This window comes from Pseudomonas frederiksbergensis, from assembly GCF_000802155.2.
GTDB classification, from domain to species: Bacteria; Pseudomonadota; Gammaproteobacteria; order Pseudomonadales; family Pseudomonadaceae; genus Aquipseudomonas; species Aquipseudomonas frederiksbergensis_A.
Window position 1 is genome coordinate 90,836 of the sequence record NZ_JQGJ02000006.1, and the last position, 15,142, is coordinate 105,977.

Annotated in this window: 13 protein-coding genes and 1 other RNA gene; all 14 read left to right on the plus strand. The window is 62.7% G+C overall.

The window, feature by feature from the left end; translation table 11 throughout:
• Positions 1 to 157 precede the first annotated feature (157 nt).
• The 14 genes from rsmI (at position 158) to JZ00_RS13845 (ending at position 15,140) form a co-directional block, all read left to right on the plus strand.
• Complete coding sequence (gene rsmI / locus JZ00_RS13785; RefSeq protein WP_039591559.1) at positions 158 to 1,030, plus strand: 16S rRNA (cytidine(1402)-2'-O)-methyltransferase; 873 nt, start codon at positions 158 to 160, stop codon at positions 1,028 to 1,030.
• 74 nt (positions 1,031 to 1,104) lie between these two features.
• Positions 1,105 to 1,458: RNase P RNA component class A (rnpB, locus tag JZ00_RS29730), an RNA gene on the plus strand.
• 307 nt (positions 1,459 to 1,765) lie between these two features.
• Positions 1,766 to 2,221 carry a division/cell wall cluster transcriptional repressor MraZ gene (gene mraZ, locus JZ00_RS13790; RefSeq protein ID WP_003205355.1) on the plus strand — a complete coding sequence of 152 codons (456 nt, stop codon included), beginning with the start codon at positions 1,766 to 1,768 and terminating at the stop codon, positions 2,219 to 2,221.
• Positions 2,218 to 3,165 carry a 16S rRNA (cytosine(1402)-N(4))-methyltransferase RsmH gene (gene rsmH, locus JZ00_RS13795; RefSeq protein WP_039591558.1) on the plus strand — a complete coding sequence of 316 codons (948 nt, stop codon included), beginning with the start codon at positions 2,218 to 2,220 and terminating at the stop codon, positions 3,163 to 3,165. The genes mraZ and rsmH overlap by 4 nt, the downstream gene beginning before the upstream one ends.
• Positions 3,162 to 3,455: a cell division protein FtsL gene (gene ftsL / locus JZ00_RS13800; protein WP_039591557.1), complete on the plus strand. Its 294-nt coding sequence runs from the start codon at positions 3,162 to 3,164 to the stop codon at positions 3,453 to 3,455. The genes rsmH and ftsL overlap by 4 nt, the downstream gene beginning before the upstream one ends.
• Positions 3,455 to 5,194: a peptidoglycan D,D-transpeptidase FtsI family protein gene (locus JZ00_RS13805; protein ID WP_200900488.1), complete on the plus strand. Its 1,740-nt coding sequence runs from the start codon at positions 3,455 to 3,457 to the stop codon at positions 5,192 to 5,194. Before ftsL ends, JZ00_RS13805 begins: the two co-directional genes overlap by 1 nt.
• Entirely contained in the window at positions 5,194 to 6,657 is a 1,464-nt protein-coding gene (locus tag JZ00_RS13810) for a UDP-N-acetylmuramoyl-L-alanyl-D-glutamate--2,6-diaminopimelate ligase (RefSeq protein ID WP_039591555.1), read from the plus strand. Before JZ00_RS13805 ends, JZ00_RS13810 begins: the two co-directional genes overlap by 1 nt.
• On the plus strand, positions 6,650 to 8,017 hold the full coding sequence (locus tag JZ00_RS13815) for a UDP-N-acetylmuramoyl-tripeptide--D-alanyl-D-alanine ligase (protein WP_039591554.1): 1,368 nt from the start codon (positions 6,650 to 6,652) through the stop codon (positions 8,015 to 8,017). The genes JZ00_RS13810 and JZ00_RS13815 overlap by 8 nt, the downstream gene beginning before the upstream one ends.
• A complete protein-coding gene (gene mraY, locus JZ00_RS13820; RefSeq protein WP_039591553.1) occupies positions 8,017 to 9,099 on the plus strand; it encodes a phospho-N-acetylmuramoyl-pentapeptide-transferase in 1,083 nt (360 codons plus the stop codon). The genes JZ00_RS13815 and mraY overlap by 1 nt, the downstream gene beginning before the upstream one ends.
• A gap of 5 nt (positions 9,100 to 9,104) precedes the next feature.
• Positions 9,105 to 10,451, plus strand: coding sequence for a UDP-N-acetylmuramoyl-L-alanine--D-glutamate ligase (gene murD, locus JZ00_RS13825; protein WP_039591552.1), 1,347 nt, complete (start codon positions 9,105 to 9,107; stop codon positions 10,449 to 10,451).
• Positions 10,448 to 11,665, plus strand: coding sequence for a putative lipid II flippase FtsW (gene ftsW, locus JZ00_RS13830; protein WP_039591551.1), 1,218 nt, complete (start codon positions 10,448 to 10,450; stop codon positions 11,663 to 11,665). Before murD ends, ftsW begins: the two co-directional genes overlap by 4 nt.
• Positions 11,655 to 12,725, plus strand: coding sequence for an undecaprenyldiphospho-muramoylpentapeptide beta-N-acetylglucosaminyltransferase (gene murG / locus JZ00_RS13835; RefSeq protein ID WP_039591550.1), 1,071 nt, complete (start codon positions 11,655 to 11,657; stop codon positions 12,723 to 12,725). Before ftsW ends, murG begins: the two co-directional genes overlap by 11 nt.
• Positions 12,718 to 14,178, plus strand: coding sequence for a UDP-N-acetylmuramate--L-alanine ligase (murC, locus tag JZ00_RS13840; protein WP_039591549.1), 1,461 nt, complete (start codon positions 12,718 to 12,720; stop codon positions 14,176 to 14,178). The genes murG and murC overlap by 8 nt, the downstream gene beginning before the upstream one ends.
• Positions 14,175 to 15,140, plus strand: coding sequence for a D-alanine--D-alanine ligase (locus JZ00_RS13845; protein WP_039591548.1), 966 nt, complete (start codon positions 14,175 to 14,177; stop codon positions 15,138 to 15,140). Before murC ends, JZ00_RS13845 begins: the two co-directional genes overlap by 4 nt.
• The last annotated feature ends 2 nt before the right edge of the window (positions 15,141 to 15,142 follow it).

Consider the following 15,142-nt stretch of genomic DNA (forward strand, 5'->3'; position numbering starts at 1 on the left):
ATCGATTGATTTAGGTATTTCAAAGGGTGCGGCGCAGCACAAAAGACGTCACTCACTCGGTGGAAGCACCATACCTGTGGGGCGGTGCGACGTTTCGCTAAATCCCCTCGCCGCAACACGCTACAATGGCCGTTTTACCGATCATGAGGTACGCGTTTTGACTGCTCCAGGTGCTTTGAATTCCGCTGCCGGCTCGCTTTATGTGGTGGCGACGCCCATCGGCAACCTGGACGATATCAGCGCCCGGGCACTGAAGATCCTGAGGGAGGTGGCTCTTATCGCCGCCGAAGACACGCGCCATTCCCAACGCCTGCTGCAGCATTTCGGGATTTCGACGCCGTTGGCGGCGTGCCATGAGCACAATGAGCGGGACGAAGGCAGTCGGTTCATCACCCGGCTGTTGGCAGGTGATAACGTGGCGCTGATTTCCGATGCCGGCACGCCGCTGATTTCCGATCCGGGTTATCACCTGGTGCGCCAGGCCCGCGCTGCCGGCATCAATGTGGTGCCGGTGCCGGGGGCTTGCGCGTTGATTGCGGCGCTGTCGGCGGCCGGCTTGCCGTCCGACCGTTTCATTTTCGAAGGTTTCCTGCCGGCCAAGGCGGTGGGGCGGCGAGCGCGTCTGGAAGCTATAAAGGAAGAGCCTCGTACACTGATTTTCTATGAGGCGCCGCACCGCATTCTGGAATGCCTGCAAGACATGGAGCAGGTGTTCGGTCCCGAGCGCCAGGCGTTGTTGGCCCGTGAGTTGACCAAGACTTTTGAAACCCTCAAGGGCCTGCCATTGGCAGAGCTGCGGGCCTTCGTCGAGAACGACAGCAATCAGCAGCGTGGCGAGTGTGTCGTGCTGGTGGCGGGTTGGACGCCGCCTGAAAACGAAGATGCGGTCAGCAGCGAGGCGATGCGCGTGCTCGATCTGTTACTGGAAGAGATGCCCCTCAAGCGCGCCGCAGCCCTTGCCGCGCAGATCACAGGCGAGCGCAAGAATGTGCTGTATCAGGTCGCGTTGGAAAAACAGAAAGGCCAATGAAACCGGGGTGTCGGGCTGGCCAAGGGCTTTTACCGCTTGTTCTTGAGGCGCTCTGCCGTTAACCTTCGCGGCGGAGAGTCGATCGGACAGTCGCTGCCCTCTATGAAAATTAGGGGGGGGAGGAAAGTCCGGGCTCCATAGGGCGAAGTGCCAGGTAATGCCTGGGAGGCGTGAGCCTACGGAAAGTGCCACAGAAAATAACCGCCTAAGCGCTTCGGTGCCGGTAAGGGTGAAAAGGTGCGGTAAGAGCGCACCGCACGGCTGGCAACAGTTCGTGGCTAGGTAAACCCCACTTGGAGCAAGACCAAATAGGGTCCCAAGGCGTGGCCCGCGCTGGGACCGGGTAGGTTGCTAAAGATGTCCAGTGATGGCCATCGTAGACGAATGACTGTTCAAGACAGAACCCGGCTTACAGATCGACTCTCCACCTTCCCCTCCCTGCCGGAATCAAAGGCAGACGCAGTTCCTAATACCAAAAAAATCTTACTCTTAACAAATCACTTTAACTTGTGCGCGCAGTCCCCTGTGCTGCCTCAGGTTGGAGCGAAATTTCCTACGCCAAATTCTTGTTGCCCCTCCTGAAACGCTCCTAAATCTCCGATCTATAAGGCTTTTCCTTCATCCCGCGCCTTGACGGTGCGGTGGGCGCATTCCTATAGTGTGCGCAAGTGGCGGAAAGTGGCACGAAGTGGGTTTTTTTGAAGGTAAAACGCAAAAAAGTGGAGAAACGCTGACGTGTTTCGCGGAGCTAACGCTATCAGTCTCGATGCAAAAGGCCGGCTCGCCATGCCCAGCCGGTATCGTGACGAGCTCGTTTCGCGAAGTTCCGGGCAGTTAATCGTCACGATCGACGCTGTTGACCCATGTTTGTGCGTTTATCCGCTGGATGAGTGGGAAATCATCGAAACCAAGCTGCGCGCCTTGCCTTCGCTGCGTGAAGAAAACCGCCGTCTGCAACGCTTGCTGATTGGTAATGCCGTCGACCTCGAGCTCGACGGCAGCGGTCGTTTCCTGGTGCCGCCGCGCCTGCGCGAGTACGCCAAGCTGGACAAGCGCGCGATGCTGGTCGGTCAACTGAACAAGTTCCAACTGTGGGACGAAGATGCCTGGAATGCGGTTTCTGCCGCTGACCTCGCTGCTATTCAACAACCGGGCGCCATGCCTGATGAACTGCGTGATTTGATCCTGTGACTATTGATAGCGGCTTTAACCACATCACCGTACTGCTTGACGAGGCCGTCGAGGCTCTCGCCGTACGTCCTGATGGCTGCTATCTGGATGGTACGTTCGGGCGTGGCGGACACAGCCGGCTGATTCTCAGCCAGCTCGGTCCGGACGGTCGATTGCTGGGGTTTGACAAGGATCCTCAAGCGATTGCCACCGGGCAAGCGCTGGCGGCCGAAGACGGCCGCTTTGTCGTTGTGCAGCGCAGCTTTGCCGAGCTGGGCGCCGAAGTCGCCGAGCGTGGCCTGGCCGGCAAAGTCAGTGGCGTGCTGCTCGACCTGGGCGTGTCGTCGCCGCAACTGGATGACCCGGAGCGCGGCTTCAGTTTCCTCAATGACGGTCCGTTGGACATGCGCATGGACCCGTCCCGCGGCATCAGTGCCGCCGAATTCGTCAACACCGCGCCAGTGGAAGAAATCGCCCGTGTCTTTAAAGAATACGGTGAAGAGCGTTTCTCCGGCCGCATGGCCCGTGCCGTGGTCGAACGCCGCGAAATCAAGCCTTTCGAACGCACCGGTGACCTGGCCGAAGTGCTGAAGGTTGCCAACCCCGCATGGGAGAAGGGCAAGAACCCGGCGACCCGTGCTTTCCAGGGTTTGCGCATCCACGTCAATAACGAACTGGGCGACCTGGAAGTGGGTCTCGAAGCCGCCCTTGAGGCGCTGGAGATCGGTGGCCGGCTGGTGGTGATCAGCTTCCATTCCCTGGAAGACCGCATCGTCAAGCTGTTCATGCGCAAGCTCACCAAAGGCGAAGCCGATAACCTGCCGCGCAACCTGCCGGTGCGTTTCGAGGCTTTCGTACCGAAAATCAAGATCCACGGCAAAGCGCAGTTCGCCTCCGAAGCCGAACTCAAGGCCAACCCACGCGCCCGTAGCGCCGTCATGCGTGTCGCGGAGAAGTTGCGGTGAGCAAGCTCTTCGCCAAGCCCCTGCCGGGCGGCAGCTTTTTCATGCTGCTGTTGTTCGTGGGCGTGCTCGTGTCGGCCATCGCCGTGTCCTATAGCGCGCACTGGAACCGGCAGTTGCTCAACACTCTTTATAGCGAGCTGAGCGTGCGCGACAAGGCGCAGGCCGAGTGGGGCCGGTTGATCCTGGAGCAGAGTACCTGGACGGCCCATAGTCGCATCGAAGTATTGGCCACCGAACAACTGAAAATGCGCATCCCCGGCGCCGCCGAAGTGCAGATGGTGGCGCCATGATGAAACTCGAAGGTGCGCTGTTCCCGTGGCGGTTTCGTCTGGTCCTGAGCCTGCTCGGGCTCATGGTTGCGGCGATTTCGTGGCGCATCATCGACCTGCAGGTCGTCGATCGTGACTTTCTCAAGGAGCAGGGCGATGCGCGCAGCGTGCGTCATATTCCGATCCCCGCCCACCGTGGCCTGATCACCGACCGCAATGGCGAACCATTGGCCGTGAGTACGCCGGTGACGACGTTGTGGGCGAACGCCAAGGAAATGCAGCAGGCCAAGGAAAAGTGGCCGGCATTGGCCGCTGCCCTTGGCCAGGACCCCAAGGCCCTGGCCGAGCGTCTTGAAGCCCAGGCGAACAAAGAATTCATCTACCTGGTGCGCGGGTTGACGCCCGAGCAAGGCCAGAGTGTGCTCGATCTGAAAGTGCCCGGTGTCTACGGCATCGAAGAGTTCCGGCGTTTCTACCCGGCCGGAGAAGTCACGGCCCACATGGTCGGCTTTACCGATATCGATGATCGAGGGCGCGAAGGGGTCGAACTGGCCTATGACGAATGGCTCGCCGGGGTCGCCGGCAAGCGCCAGGTCATCAAGGACCGGCGCGGCCGGCTGATCAAGGATGTCCAAGTCACCAAAAACGCCAAGGCCGGAAAGCCCTTGGCGTTGTCCATTGACCTGCGCCTGCAATACCTGGCCAACCGCGAGCTGCGCAATGCCATCGTCGAGAACGGTGCCAAGGCCGGCAGCCTGGTGATCATGGACGTGAAGACCGGCGAAATCCTCGCCATGGTCAACCAGCCGACCTACAACCCGAACAACCGCCGCAACCTGCAACCGGCGATGATGCGCAACCGCGCGATGATCGACGTGTTCGAGCCGGGTTCGACCATGAAGGCCGTGTCCATGGCCGCTGCCCTGGAAACCGGGCGCTGGAAGCCGGGCGACACCGTCGAGGTGTATCCGGGGACCCTGCAGATCGGCAAGTACACCATTCGTGACGTGTCCAAGACCGAAGGCCCGGTGCTCGACCTGACTGGCATCCTGATCAACTCCAGTAACGTCGGCATGAGCAAGATCGCCTTCGATATCGGTGGCGAGGCGATTTATCGTCTGGCACAGAAAATCGGCCTCGGCCAGGATACCGGCCTGGGCTTCCCGGGCGAGCGCGTCGGCAACCTGCCCAACTACCGCGAATGGCGCAAGGCTGAAACCGCCACGCTGTCCTATGGCTACGGTGTTTCCGTGACGGCGATCCAGCTCGTCCACGCCTTCTCGGCGCTGGCCAACAACGGTCGGATCGCACCGCTGACGTTGATCAAGACCGACAAGGCGCCGCAAACCACCCAAGTGATTCCGGAAGACGTCGCCAAGACCATGCAAGGCATGTTGCAACAGGTGATCGAGGCGCCGCGCGGTGTCTATCGTGCCCAAGTGCCGGCTTACCACGTTGCCGGCAAGTCCGGTACGGCGCGCAAGACATCCGTGGGCACCAAGGGTTATGCCGAGAACTCCTATCGCTCGCTGTTCGCCGGCTTCGGTCCGATGAGCGACCCGCGCTACGCCATCGTGGTGGTCATCGACGAGCCGAGCAAGGCCGGTTATTTCGGCGGCCTGGTTTCCGCTCCGGTGTTCAGCAAAGTGATGTCCGGCACCCTGCGCCTGATGAACGTTACCCCGGATAACCTGCCACCGACCCAGCAGGCCAACACCGCACCGGTCATTCCCTTGAAAGCCGAAGGAGGGCGTGGCTGATGTCCCTGAGCCTGAACAAGATTTTTGCCCATGCCGGCCATGACCTGCTGATTCGCGAATTGGCGCTGGACAGTCGCGACGTGCGTGCCGGGGACCTGTTCCTGGCGGTGCCGGGCGCTCGCGTCGATGGCCGTGACCACATCGCCGACGCCTTGAAGCGCGGAGCGGCCGCGGTAGCCTATGAAGTCAACGGCGCAACCGTGCTGCCCATTACCGACGTCCCGCTGATACCAGTCAAGGGCTTGGCGGCGCAGTTGTCGGACATCGCCGGGCGCTTTTATGGCGAGCCGAGCCGGCACCTGAACCTGATCGGCGTGACCGGTACCAACGGCAAGACCAGCGTGACCCAACTGGTGGCCCAGGCGCTGGACCTGCTCGGGCAGCATTGCGGCATCGTCGGGACGCTGGGCAACGGTTTTCACGGCGCGCTGCAGAGCGGATTGCACACCACGCCAAACCCGATTGCCGTGCAGGCGACCCTGGCCGACCTGAAGAAGGCCGGTGCCAAGGCCGTTGCGATGGAAGTCTCTTCCCATGGCCTCGATCAAGGTCGCGTCACCGCCCTGGCCTTCGACGTTGCCGTGCTGACCAACCTGTCCCGCGATCATCTGGATTACCACGGCACGATGCAGGCTTATGGCGAGGCCAAGGCCAAACTGTTTGCCTGGAACAACCTGAAATGCCGGGTCATCAATATCGATGACGAGTTTGGCCGGCAACTGGCCGCCGAGTCCCGCGAATCGCGCTTGATCACCTACAGCCTCGAAGACGCCAGCGCCTACCTTTATGTACGCCAGGCACAGTTCGACGACGAGGGCGTGCGCGCCACGTTGGTCACCCCCCAGGGTGAACACCATTTGCGCAGCACTTTGCTGGGCCGCTTCAACCTGAGCAACGTATTGGCCGCTATCGGCGCCTTGCTCGGGCTGGATTATGCACTCGATGAAATCCTCAAGGTGCTGCCGAAGCTCGAAGGCCCGGCCGGACGCATGCAGCGCCTGGGCGGCGGGACTCAACCGTTGGTGGTCGTCGATTACGCCCACACCCCGGACGCGTTGGAAAAAGTCCTCACGGCCCTGCGTCCTCACGCCAAGGGCCGGCTGCTGTGCCTGTTCGGCTGCGGCGGCGATCGCGATCGTGGCAAGCGCCCGTTGATGGCCGAAGTCGTGGAGCGGCTGGCGGACGGCGTGCTCGTTACTGACGACAACCCGCGCAGCGAAGACCCATTGCGGATTTTCGACGACATTCGCGCCGGCTTTACCGAGGTGGATAACGTCACCTTCGTCGCCGGTCGCGGCCAGGCCATCGGCCAGTTGATCGCCAGTGCTTCGGCGGACGATGTCATCGTCCTGGCTGGCAAGGGTCACGAGGATTACCAGGAAATCAACGGCGAGCGCCACCCGTTCTCCGATCTGGTGGAAGCCGATCACGCATTGACCGCATGGGAGGTGGCCCATGCTTAAGGCCTGGAAACTCGGCGAACTGACCAATGCCCTGAATGCGCGCCTGGTTGCCGCAGACGCCAGTTTCAACGGCGTCAGCATCGACAGCCGGGCGATCGCGCCGGGCCAATTGTTCGTTGCCCTGGCCGGGCCGCGTTTCGATGGACATGATTACCTGAATGAAGTGGCCGCCAAAGGCGCGGTCGCGGCGTTGGTCGAGCATGAAGTGACCAATAGCACGCTGCCGCAATTGCTGGTCAGCGACACTCGCCAGGCGCTGGGCCAGCTCGGTGCGCTGAACCGTGCGGCGTTTGCCCACCCCGTTGCGGCCATCACCGGCTCCAGCGGCAAGACCACGGTCAAGGAAATGCTTGCCAGCATCCTGCGCACCCGCGGTTCGGTGTTGGCGACCCGTGGCAACCTGAACAATGACCTTGGCGTGCCGCTGACCTTGCTCGAACTTGCACCGGAGCACAGCGCCGCCGTCATCGAACTGGGTGCTTCGCGGCTCGGCGAGATCGCCTACACCGTGGCGATGACCAAGCCCCACGTGGCGGTGCTCAACAACGCCGGGACCGCCCATGTCGGCGAGTTCGGCGGCCCGGAAAAAATCGTCGAGGCCAAGGGCGAGATCATCGAGGGGCTGGATGCCAATGGCGTCGCCGTGCTGAATCTCGACGACAAGGCCTTCGAAATCTGGAAGGCCCGGGCGGGCGAGCGCAAGGTGCTGACCTTTGCTCTGAGCAACCTCGCCGCGAATTTCTATGCCAGCGACCTGGATCGCGATGCCCGCGGTTGCCCGGCCTTCAACCTCCATAGCCCGGACGGGGCAGAGCGCGTGCAGTTGAACCTGCTGGGCACCCATAACGTTGCCAATGCCCTGGCCGCCGCGGCTGCCGCCCATGCATTGGGTGTATCGCTGCCGGGCATCGTCGCCGGGTTGAACGCGGTGCAACCGGTCAAGGGGCGCTCCGTCGCGCAACTGGCCAGCAATGGCATGCGCGTCATCGACGACACCTACAACGCCAACCCGACCTCGATGTGCGCGGCCGTGGATATCCTCGCCGGTTTCTCCGGTCGTACCGTGCTGGTGCTCGGCGATATCGGTGAACTGGGCGAGTGGGCGCAGCAAGGCCATCACGACGTCGGCGCGTATGCGCGTGGCAAGGTCGATGCGCTGTATGCCGTCGGCCCGATGATGGCCCATGCGGTCGCGGCGTTTGGCGAGCACGCACAGCATTTCACGACCCAGGCCGAGCTGATCCAGGCCCTGGGTGCCGAGCAAGACCCGAACACCACCTTATTGATCAAGGGCTCACGCAGTGCGGCGATGGAAAACATCGTCGCGGCTTTGTGCGGCACCCGTATGGAGAAACATTAATGCTGCTGCTGCTAGCGGAGTACCTGCAACAGTTCCACAAAGGCTTCGCGGTCTTCCAGTACCTGACCCTGCGCGGGATCCTGGGTGTGCTGACCGCGCTGTCGTTGTCGCTGTTCCTGGGCCCGTGGATGATTCGCACCCTGCAGAACCTGCAGATCGGCCAGTCGGTCCGTAACGACGGCCCGCAGTCGCACCTGTCCAAGTCCGGCACGCCGACCATGGGCGGCGCGCTGATCCTGTCCTCCATCGGCATCAGCACCTTGCTCTGGGCCGACCTGGCGAACCGTTACGTCTGGGTCGTGCTGCTGGTGACCTTGTTCTTCGGCGCCATCGGTTGGGTCGACGACTACCGCAAGGTCATCGAAAAGAACTCCCGTGGGCTTCCAAGCCGCTGGAAGTATTTCTGGCAATCGGTGTTCGGCCTCGGCGCGGCGATCTTCCTTTACATGACCGCCGCCTCGCCGGTGGAAACCACCCTGATCCTGCCGATGCTCAAGGACTACAGCATTGCGCTTGGCGCAGGTTTCATCGTGCTGACTTACCTGGTCATCGTCGGTTCGAGTAACGCGGTCAACCTCACCGACGGCCTCGACGGCCTGGCGATCATGCCTACGGTCATGGTTGGCGGCGCCCTGGGGATTTTCTGCTACCTGTCGGGTAACGTGAAATTCGCCGAATACCTGCTGATTCCTTATGTGCCTGGCGCGGGCGAGCTGATCGTATTCTGCGGTGCGCTGATCGGTGCCGGCCTCGGCTTCCTGTGGTTCAACACCTACCCGGCGCAAGTCTTCATGGGCGACGTCGGCGCCCTGGCGCTGGGCGCGGCCCTGGGCACTATTGCCGTGATCGTTCGCCAGGAAATCGTCCTGTTCATCATGGGCGGTGTGTTCGTGATGGAGACCCTGTCAGTCGTCATTCAGGTTGCCTCCTTTAAATTGACCGGCCGCCGCGTATTCCGCATGGCGCCGATCCACCACCACTTTGAACTCAAGGGCTGGCCCGAGCCACGCGTGATCGTCCGTTTCTGGATCATCACCGTGATTCTGGTGCTGATCGGCCTTGCCACCCTGAAGCTGAGGTAGAACGAGTGTCCCTGATCGCTTCTGACCACTTCCGCATCGTTGTCGGCCTCGGCAAGAGCGGCATGTCCCTGGTTCGCTTCCTGGCGAACCGGGGCGTGTCGTTTGCCGTGGCCGATACGCGGGAAAATCCGCCTGAGCTGGCCACGCTGCGCCGTGACTATCCACAGGTGGACGTGCGTTGTGGCGAGCTGGACGTCGAGTTCCTGTGCCGCGCCGACGAGCTCTACGTGAGCCCCGGCCTGGCCCTGGCGACCCCGGCCCTGCAGGCTGCCGCCGCCCGTGGCGTGAAGCTGTCCGGCGATATCGAACTGTTCGCGCGTAACGCGAAGGCGCCGATTGTCGCCATCACCGGCTCCAACGCGAAAAGCACCGTGACCACCCTGGTCGGTGAAATGGCCGCGGCGGCCGGCAAACGCGTCGCGGTCGGCGGTAACCTGGGTACCCCGGCGCTGGACCTGCTCAGTGATGACATCGAGCTGTACGTCATGGAGCTGTCGAGCTTCCAGCTTGAAACCACCGACCATCTTGGCGCCGAAGTGGCGACTGTGCTCAACATCAGCGAAGACCACATGGACCGCTACAGCGGCCTGCCGGCTTATCACCTGGCCAAGCACCGGGTTTTCCGTGGCGCTCGCCAAGTGGTGTTCAACCGCCAGGATGCGTTGACCCGCCCGTTGATGGGCGAAGGGCTGCCGTGCTGGACCTTCGGCCTCGGTGTCCCGGATTTCAAAGGCTTCGGGTTGCGCGAAGAGAATGGCGAGAAATACCTGGCCTTTGAATTCCAGGCCCTGATGCCGGTACGCGAATTGAAGATTCGTGGCGCCCACAACCAGGCCAACGCCCTGGCCGCGCTGGCGCTGGGGCACGCGGTCGGGCTGCCGTTCGACGCCATGCTTTCGGCCCTTCGCAACTTCGGCGGCCTTGAGCACCGCTGTCAATGGGTACGCGATCTGGATGGCGTGGCCTGGTACAACGATTCCAAGGCCACCAACGTCGGTGCCGCGCTGGCGGCCATCGAAGGCCTGGGCGCGGACATTGATGGCAAGCTCGTGCTGATTGCCGGTGGCGATGGCAAGGGCGCCGACTTCAAGGACCTGCGCGACCCCGTGGCCGCCAACTGCCGCGCCGTGGTGTTGATGGGCCGCGACCGCGAATTGATCGCCCAGGCCTTGGGCGATGCCGTGCCGCTGGTTCGCGTCGCTTCGCTGGACGAGGCGGTGCAGCAATGCCGCGCCCTTGCTCAACCGGGCGACGCGGTGTTGTTGTCGCCGGCCTGCGCCAGTTTCGACATGTTCAAGAACTACGAAGAGCGCGGGCAGTTGTTCGCCCAGGCGGCGGAGGACTTGGCATGAACCTGTTGAACATCATCAAGCCGTACCCGTCGCCGCTGATCACCGGTCGCGGTATCGACCTGGACTTCCCGATGCTCGCTGGTTGCCTGGCATTGCTGGGCCTGGGCCTGGTGATGATCACCTCCGCGTCGTCGGAAGTGGCCGCCGTGCAGTCGGGCAACACGCTTTACCACATGATCCGCCACCTGATTTACCTGGTGATTGGCCTGGGCGCGTGCATCGTCACCATGATGGTGCCGATCGCCACCTGGCAACGCCTGGGCTGGCTGATGTTGCTCGGTGCCTTCGGCCTGTTGGTGATGGTGCTGTTGCCGGGTATTGGCCGTGAGGTCAACGGCTCGATGCGCTGGATTGGCTTCAGCTTCTTCAACGTCCAGCCTTCGGAGATCGCCAAGGTTTTCGTGGTGATCTACCTCGCCGGCTACCTGGTGCGTCGCCAGAAAGAAGTACGCGAGAGCTGGATGGGCTTCTTCAAGCCATTCATCGTATTGCTGCCGATGGCAGGCCTGCTGCTGATGGAGCCGGACTTCGGCGCCACGGTTGTGATGATGGGCGCGGCGGCGGCGATGCTGTTCCTGGGCGGCGTCGGGCTGTTCCGTTTCACCTTGATGGTGGTGCTGGCAGTGGCGGCTGTGACGGTGCTGGTGCAGGCCCAACCGTATCGGATGGCGCGCCTGATCACCTTTACCGATCCGTGGGCCGACCAGTTCGGCTCCGGCTATCAATTGACCCAGGCACTGATTGCCTTCGGTCGCGGCGAGTGGCTGGGCGTGGGCCTGGGCAACAGCGTGCAGAAGCAGTTCTACCTGCCGGAAGCGCACACCGACTTCGTGTTCTCGGTACTGGCTGAAGAACTGGGTGTGGTGGGCTCCCTGTGCACCGTCGCGCTGTTCGTGTTCGTCTGCGTGCGCGGCATGTACATCGGCTTGTGGGCCGAGAAGGCCAAACAGTTTTTCGCCGCCTATGTGGCGTATGGCTTGTCGTTCCTGTGGATCGGCCAGTTCCTGATCAATATCGGTGTGAACGTCGGCCTGTTGCCGACCAAGGGCCTGACCCTGCCGTTCCTCAGTTATGGCGGCAGTTCCCTGGTGATCTGCTGTGCCTGCCTCGGCCTGTTGCTGCGCATCGAATGGGAGAGTCGAACCCACTTGGGCAGCGAAGAGATGGAATTCCAGGAGAGCGACTTCGCCGAGGACCCGACTCATGGGCGCTAACGTGCTGATCATGGCGGGCGGTACCGGTGGGCATGTGTTCCCGGCGCTGGCCTGTGCCCGGGAATTCCAGGCACGCGGCTACACCGTGCACTGGCTGGGTACGCCACGGGGCATCGAGAACGAACTGGTGCCGGCCGCAGGCCTGGAGTTGCATCGGATCAATGCCAGCGGCCTTCGCGGCAAGGGCAAGCTGTCGTTGCTCAAGGCACCGCTGATGCTGCTCAAGTCGGTCTGGCAGGCGCGGGCGATCATTCGTCGGCTGCGGCCGGTGTGCGTGGTCGGTTTTGGTGGTTATGTGACCGGTCCGGGTGGCGTTGCGGCAAAACTGGCCGGCGTGCCGGTGATCGTCCACGAGCAGAACGCCGTGGCCGGTACCGCCAATCGGTTACTGGTGCCGTTGGCCGCTCGGGTCTGTGAAGCCTTTCCCGACACCTTTACCCTGTCGGGCAGCCGCCGCACCACCGGCAATCCGGTGCGTACCGAGCTGTTCCTCGAAACACCGCGCCCGGCCCTGGCTGGACGCAAGGCGCGTTTGCTGGTCCTGGGCGGAAGCCTGGGGGCAGAACCGTTGAACAAATTGCTGCCCGAAGCCCTGTCGCAGGTCGCCCCCGAACTGCGCCCGGAAGTGTTTCACCAGGCTGGCAAAAACCACGATGAAGTGACCGCCGAGCGCTACCGCGCCGCTGGCGTCGAGGCGCAAGTGCAGCCTTTCATCCAAGACATGGCCCAAGCCTATGGCTGGGCCGACCTGGTGATCTGCCGCGCAGGCGCGCTGACCATCAGTGAACTGGCTGCCGCCGGTCTGCCCTCGATGCTGGTGCCTTTGCCCCATGCGATCGACGACCACCAGACCCGTAACGCCGATTATTTGGCCCGTGAAGGCGCTGCCTTCCTGATGCCGCAAAGAACGACTGGCGCCGCGGATCTTGCCGCCCGCCTGACAGAGGTTTTGATGCAGCCGCAACGACTTGAAGACATGGCCCGCGCCGCCCGCCGCCTGGCCAAACCCGATGCCACGGCCCAAGTGGTCGATACCTGCCTGGAGGTGGCCCATGGTTGAGAATCGCAAAGCCATGCCGCAACCGGAAATGCGCCGTATCCGCCGTATCCACTTCGTCGGTATCGGCGGCGTGGGCATGTGCGGGATCGCCGAGGTGTTGCTGAACCTGGGTTACCAGGTCTCGGGTTCCGACCTGAAGGCTTCCCCGGTCACCGAGCGCCTGGAGTCCTTCGGTGCGCAAATCTTTATCGGCCACCGTGCCGAGAACGCCGCCAATGCCGACGTGCTGGTAGTGTCCAGCGCTGTGAACACCTCCAACCCGGAAGTCGCCACCGCCCTGGAGCGCCGTATTCCCGTGGTGCCGCGTGCCGAAATGCTCGCCGAGCTGATGCGTTATCGCCACGGCATCGCGGTCGCCGGCACCCACGGCAAGACCACCACCACCAGCCTGATCGCCTCTGTGTTCGCCGCCGGTGGCCTGGACCCGACGTTCGTGATCGGTGGCCGTCTGAACGCTGCGGGCACCAATGCCCAGCTCGGCACCAGCCGTTACCTGATTGCCGAAGCCGACGAGAGCGATGCGAGCTTCCTGCACCTGCAACCGCTGGTCGCCGTCGTCACCAACATCGACGCCGACCACATGGCGACGTATGACGGTGACTTCAACAAACTGAAGAAAACCTTCGTCGAGTTCCTGCACAACCTGCCGTTCTACGGTCTGGCGGTGGTGTGCCTGGACGACCCGGTGGTGCGTGAAATCCTGCCGCTGATCAAGCGACCGACCGTGACCTATGGCTTTGGCGAAGACGCCGACGTTCGCGCCATCAACGTGCGCCAGCAGGGCATGCAGACGTTCTTCACCGTGCTGCGTCCTGAGCGCGAGCCGTTGGATGTGTCGGTGAACATGCCGGGCAACCACAACGTGCTCAACGCCTTGGCGACCATCTGCATCGCCACCGACGAAGGCGTAAGCGATGAGGCTATCGTCCAGGGCCTGTCCGGGTTCCAGGGCGTGGGGCGGCGTTTCCAGGTCTACGGCGAACTGCCGGTGGACGGCGGCAACGTGATGCTGGTGGACGACTATGGCCACCATCCGACCGAAGTCGCGGCCGTGATCAAGGCCGTGCGCGGCGGCTGGCCGGAGCGGCGCCTGGTGATGGTTTACCAGCCGCACCGCTACAGCCGCACACGCGACCTGTATGACGATTTCGTCCAGGTGCTGGCCGACGCCAACGTGTTGCTGTTGATGGAAGTCTACCCGGCCGGCGAAGAGCCGATTCCCGGCGCTGACAGCCGTCAGCTGTGCCACAGCATCCGTCAGCGCGGCCAGTTGGACCCGATCTACATCGAACGCGGCGTGGACCTCGCGCCGCTGGTCAAGCCGCTGCTGCGCGCCGGCGACATCCTGCTGTGCCAGGGTGCCGGTGACATCGGTGGCCTGGCCCCGAAACTGTTGAACAGTCCGTTATTCGCCGGAGCCATCGTGGCCTCCAGCGAGGGGAAACTGAAATGACTGCTGCCTACGCCAACCTGGTCTCGACCCTCGATCCGAAAGCCTTCGGCCGCGTTGCCGTGCTGTTCGGTGGCAAGAGCGCCGAGCGCGAGGTCTCCCTCAAATCCGGCAACGCCGTGCTGCAAGCCCTGCAAAGCGCCGGCGTCGACGCCTTCGGCATCGACGTGGGCGACGATTTCCTGCAGCGCCTGCTCAGCGAAAAGATCGACCGTGCGTTCATCATCCTTCACGGCCGTGGCGGTGAAGACGGCAGCATGCAAGGCCTGCTCGAATGCCTGGGCATTCCCTATACCGGCAGCGGCATCCTCGCGTCCGCGCTGGCAATGGACAAGCTGCGCACCAAGCAGGTCTGGCACAGCCTCGGGATCCCGACGCCGCGTCACGCCGTGCTGGCGTCCGAAGCCGATTGTATTTGCGCGGCGACGGAACTGGGCTTCCCTTTGATCGTCAAACCGGCCCATGAAGGTTCAAGTATCGGCATGGCGAAAGTGAATTCGCTGCCTGAGTTGACCGCAGCCTGGAAGGACGCCAGTTCCTACGATTCGCAAGTATTGGTCGAACAGTGGATCACCGGTCCCGAGTTCACCATCGCCACCCTGCGTGACCAGGTGCTGCCCCCGATTGCGCTGGGTACGCCCCACACGTTCTACGACTACGACGCCAAGTACATCGCCAACGATACCCAGTACCGCGTTCCCTGCGGACTGGATGCCGCCAAGGAAAAAGAACTGATGGACCTCACCGCCAAGGCGTGTGAGGCGCTGGGTATCGCCGGTTGGGGCCGAGCGGACGTGATGCAGGACGCCGACGGGCAGTTCTGGTTCCTGGAAGTTAACACTGCTCCCGGCATGACCGATCACAGCCTGGTGCCGATGGCGGCCCGTGCCGCCGGGCTGGATTTCCAGCAACTGGTGCTGTCGATCCTGGCTGCCAGCGTCGGCAACCAAGAGCCAAGAGGTTAAGC

Bases quoted from the DNA above. Each gene is read 5' to 3' on its own strand.
- JZ00_RS13805 (WP_200900488.1), top strand. From the start codon at position 3,455: ATGAAACTCGAAGGTGCGCTGTTCCCGTGGCGGTTTCGTCTGGTCCTG.
- murG (WP_039591550.1), top strand. From the start codon at position 11,655: ATGGGCGCTAACGTGCTGATCATGGCGGGCGGTACCGGTGGGCATGTG.
- mraY (WP_039591553.1), top strand. From the start codon at position 8,017: ATGCTGCTGCTGCTAGCGGAGTACCTGCAACAGTTCCACAAAGGCTTC.
- ftsW (WP_039591551.1), top strand. From the start codon at position 10,448: ATGAACCTGTTGAACATCATCAAGCCGTACCCGTCGCCGCTGATCACC.
- murC (WP_039591549.1), top strand. From the start codon at position 12,718: ATGGTTGAGAATCGCAAAGCCATGCCGCAACCGGAAATGCGCCGTATC.
- JZ00_RS13815 (WP_039591554.1), top strand. From the start codon at position 6,650: ATGCTTAAGGCCTGGAAACTCGGCGAACTGACCAATGCCCTGAATGCG.
- JZ00_RS13810 (WP_039591555.1), top strand. From the start codon at position 5,194: ATGTCCCTGAGCCTGAACAAGATTTTTGCCCATGCCGGCCATGACCTG.
- JZ00_RS13845 (WP_039591548.1), top strand. From the start codon at position 14,175: ATGACTGCTGCCTACGCCAACCTGGTCTCGACCCTCGATCCGAAAGCC.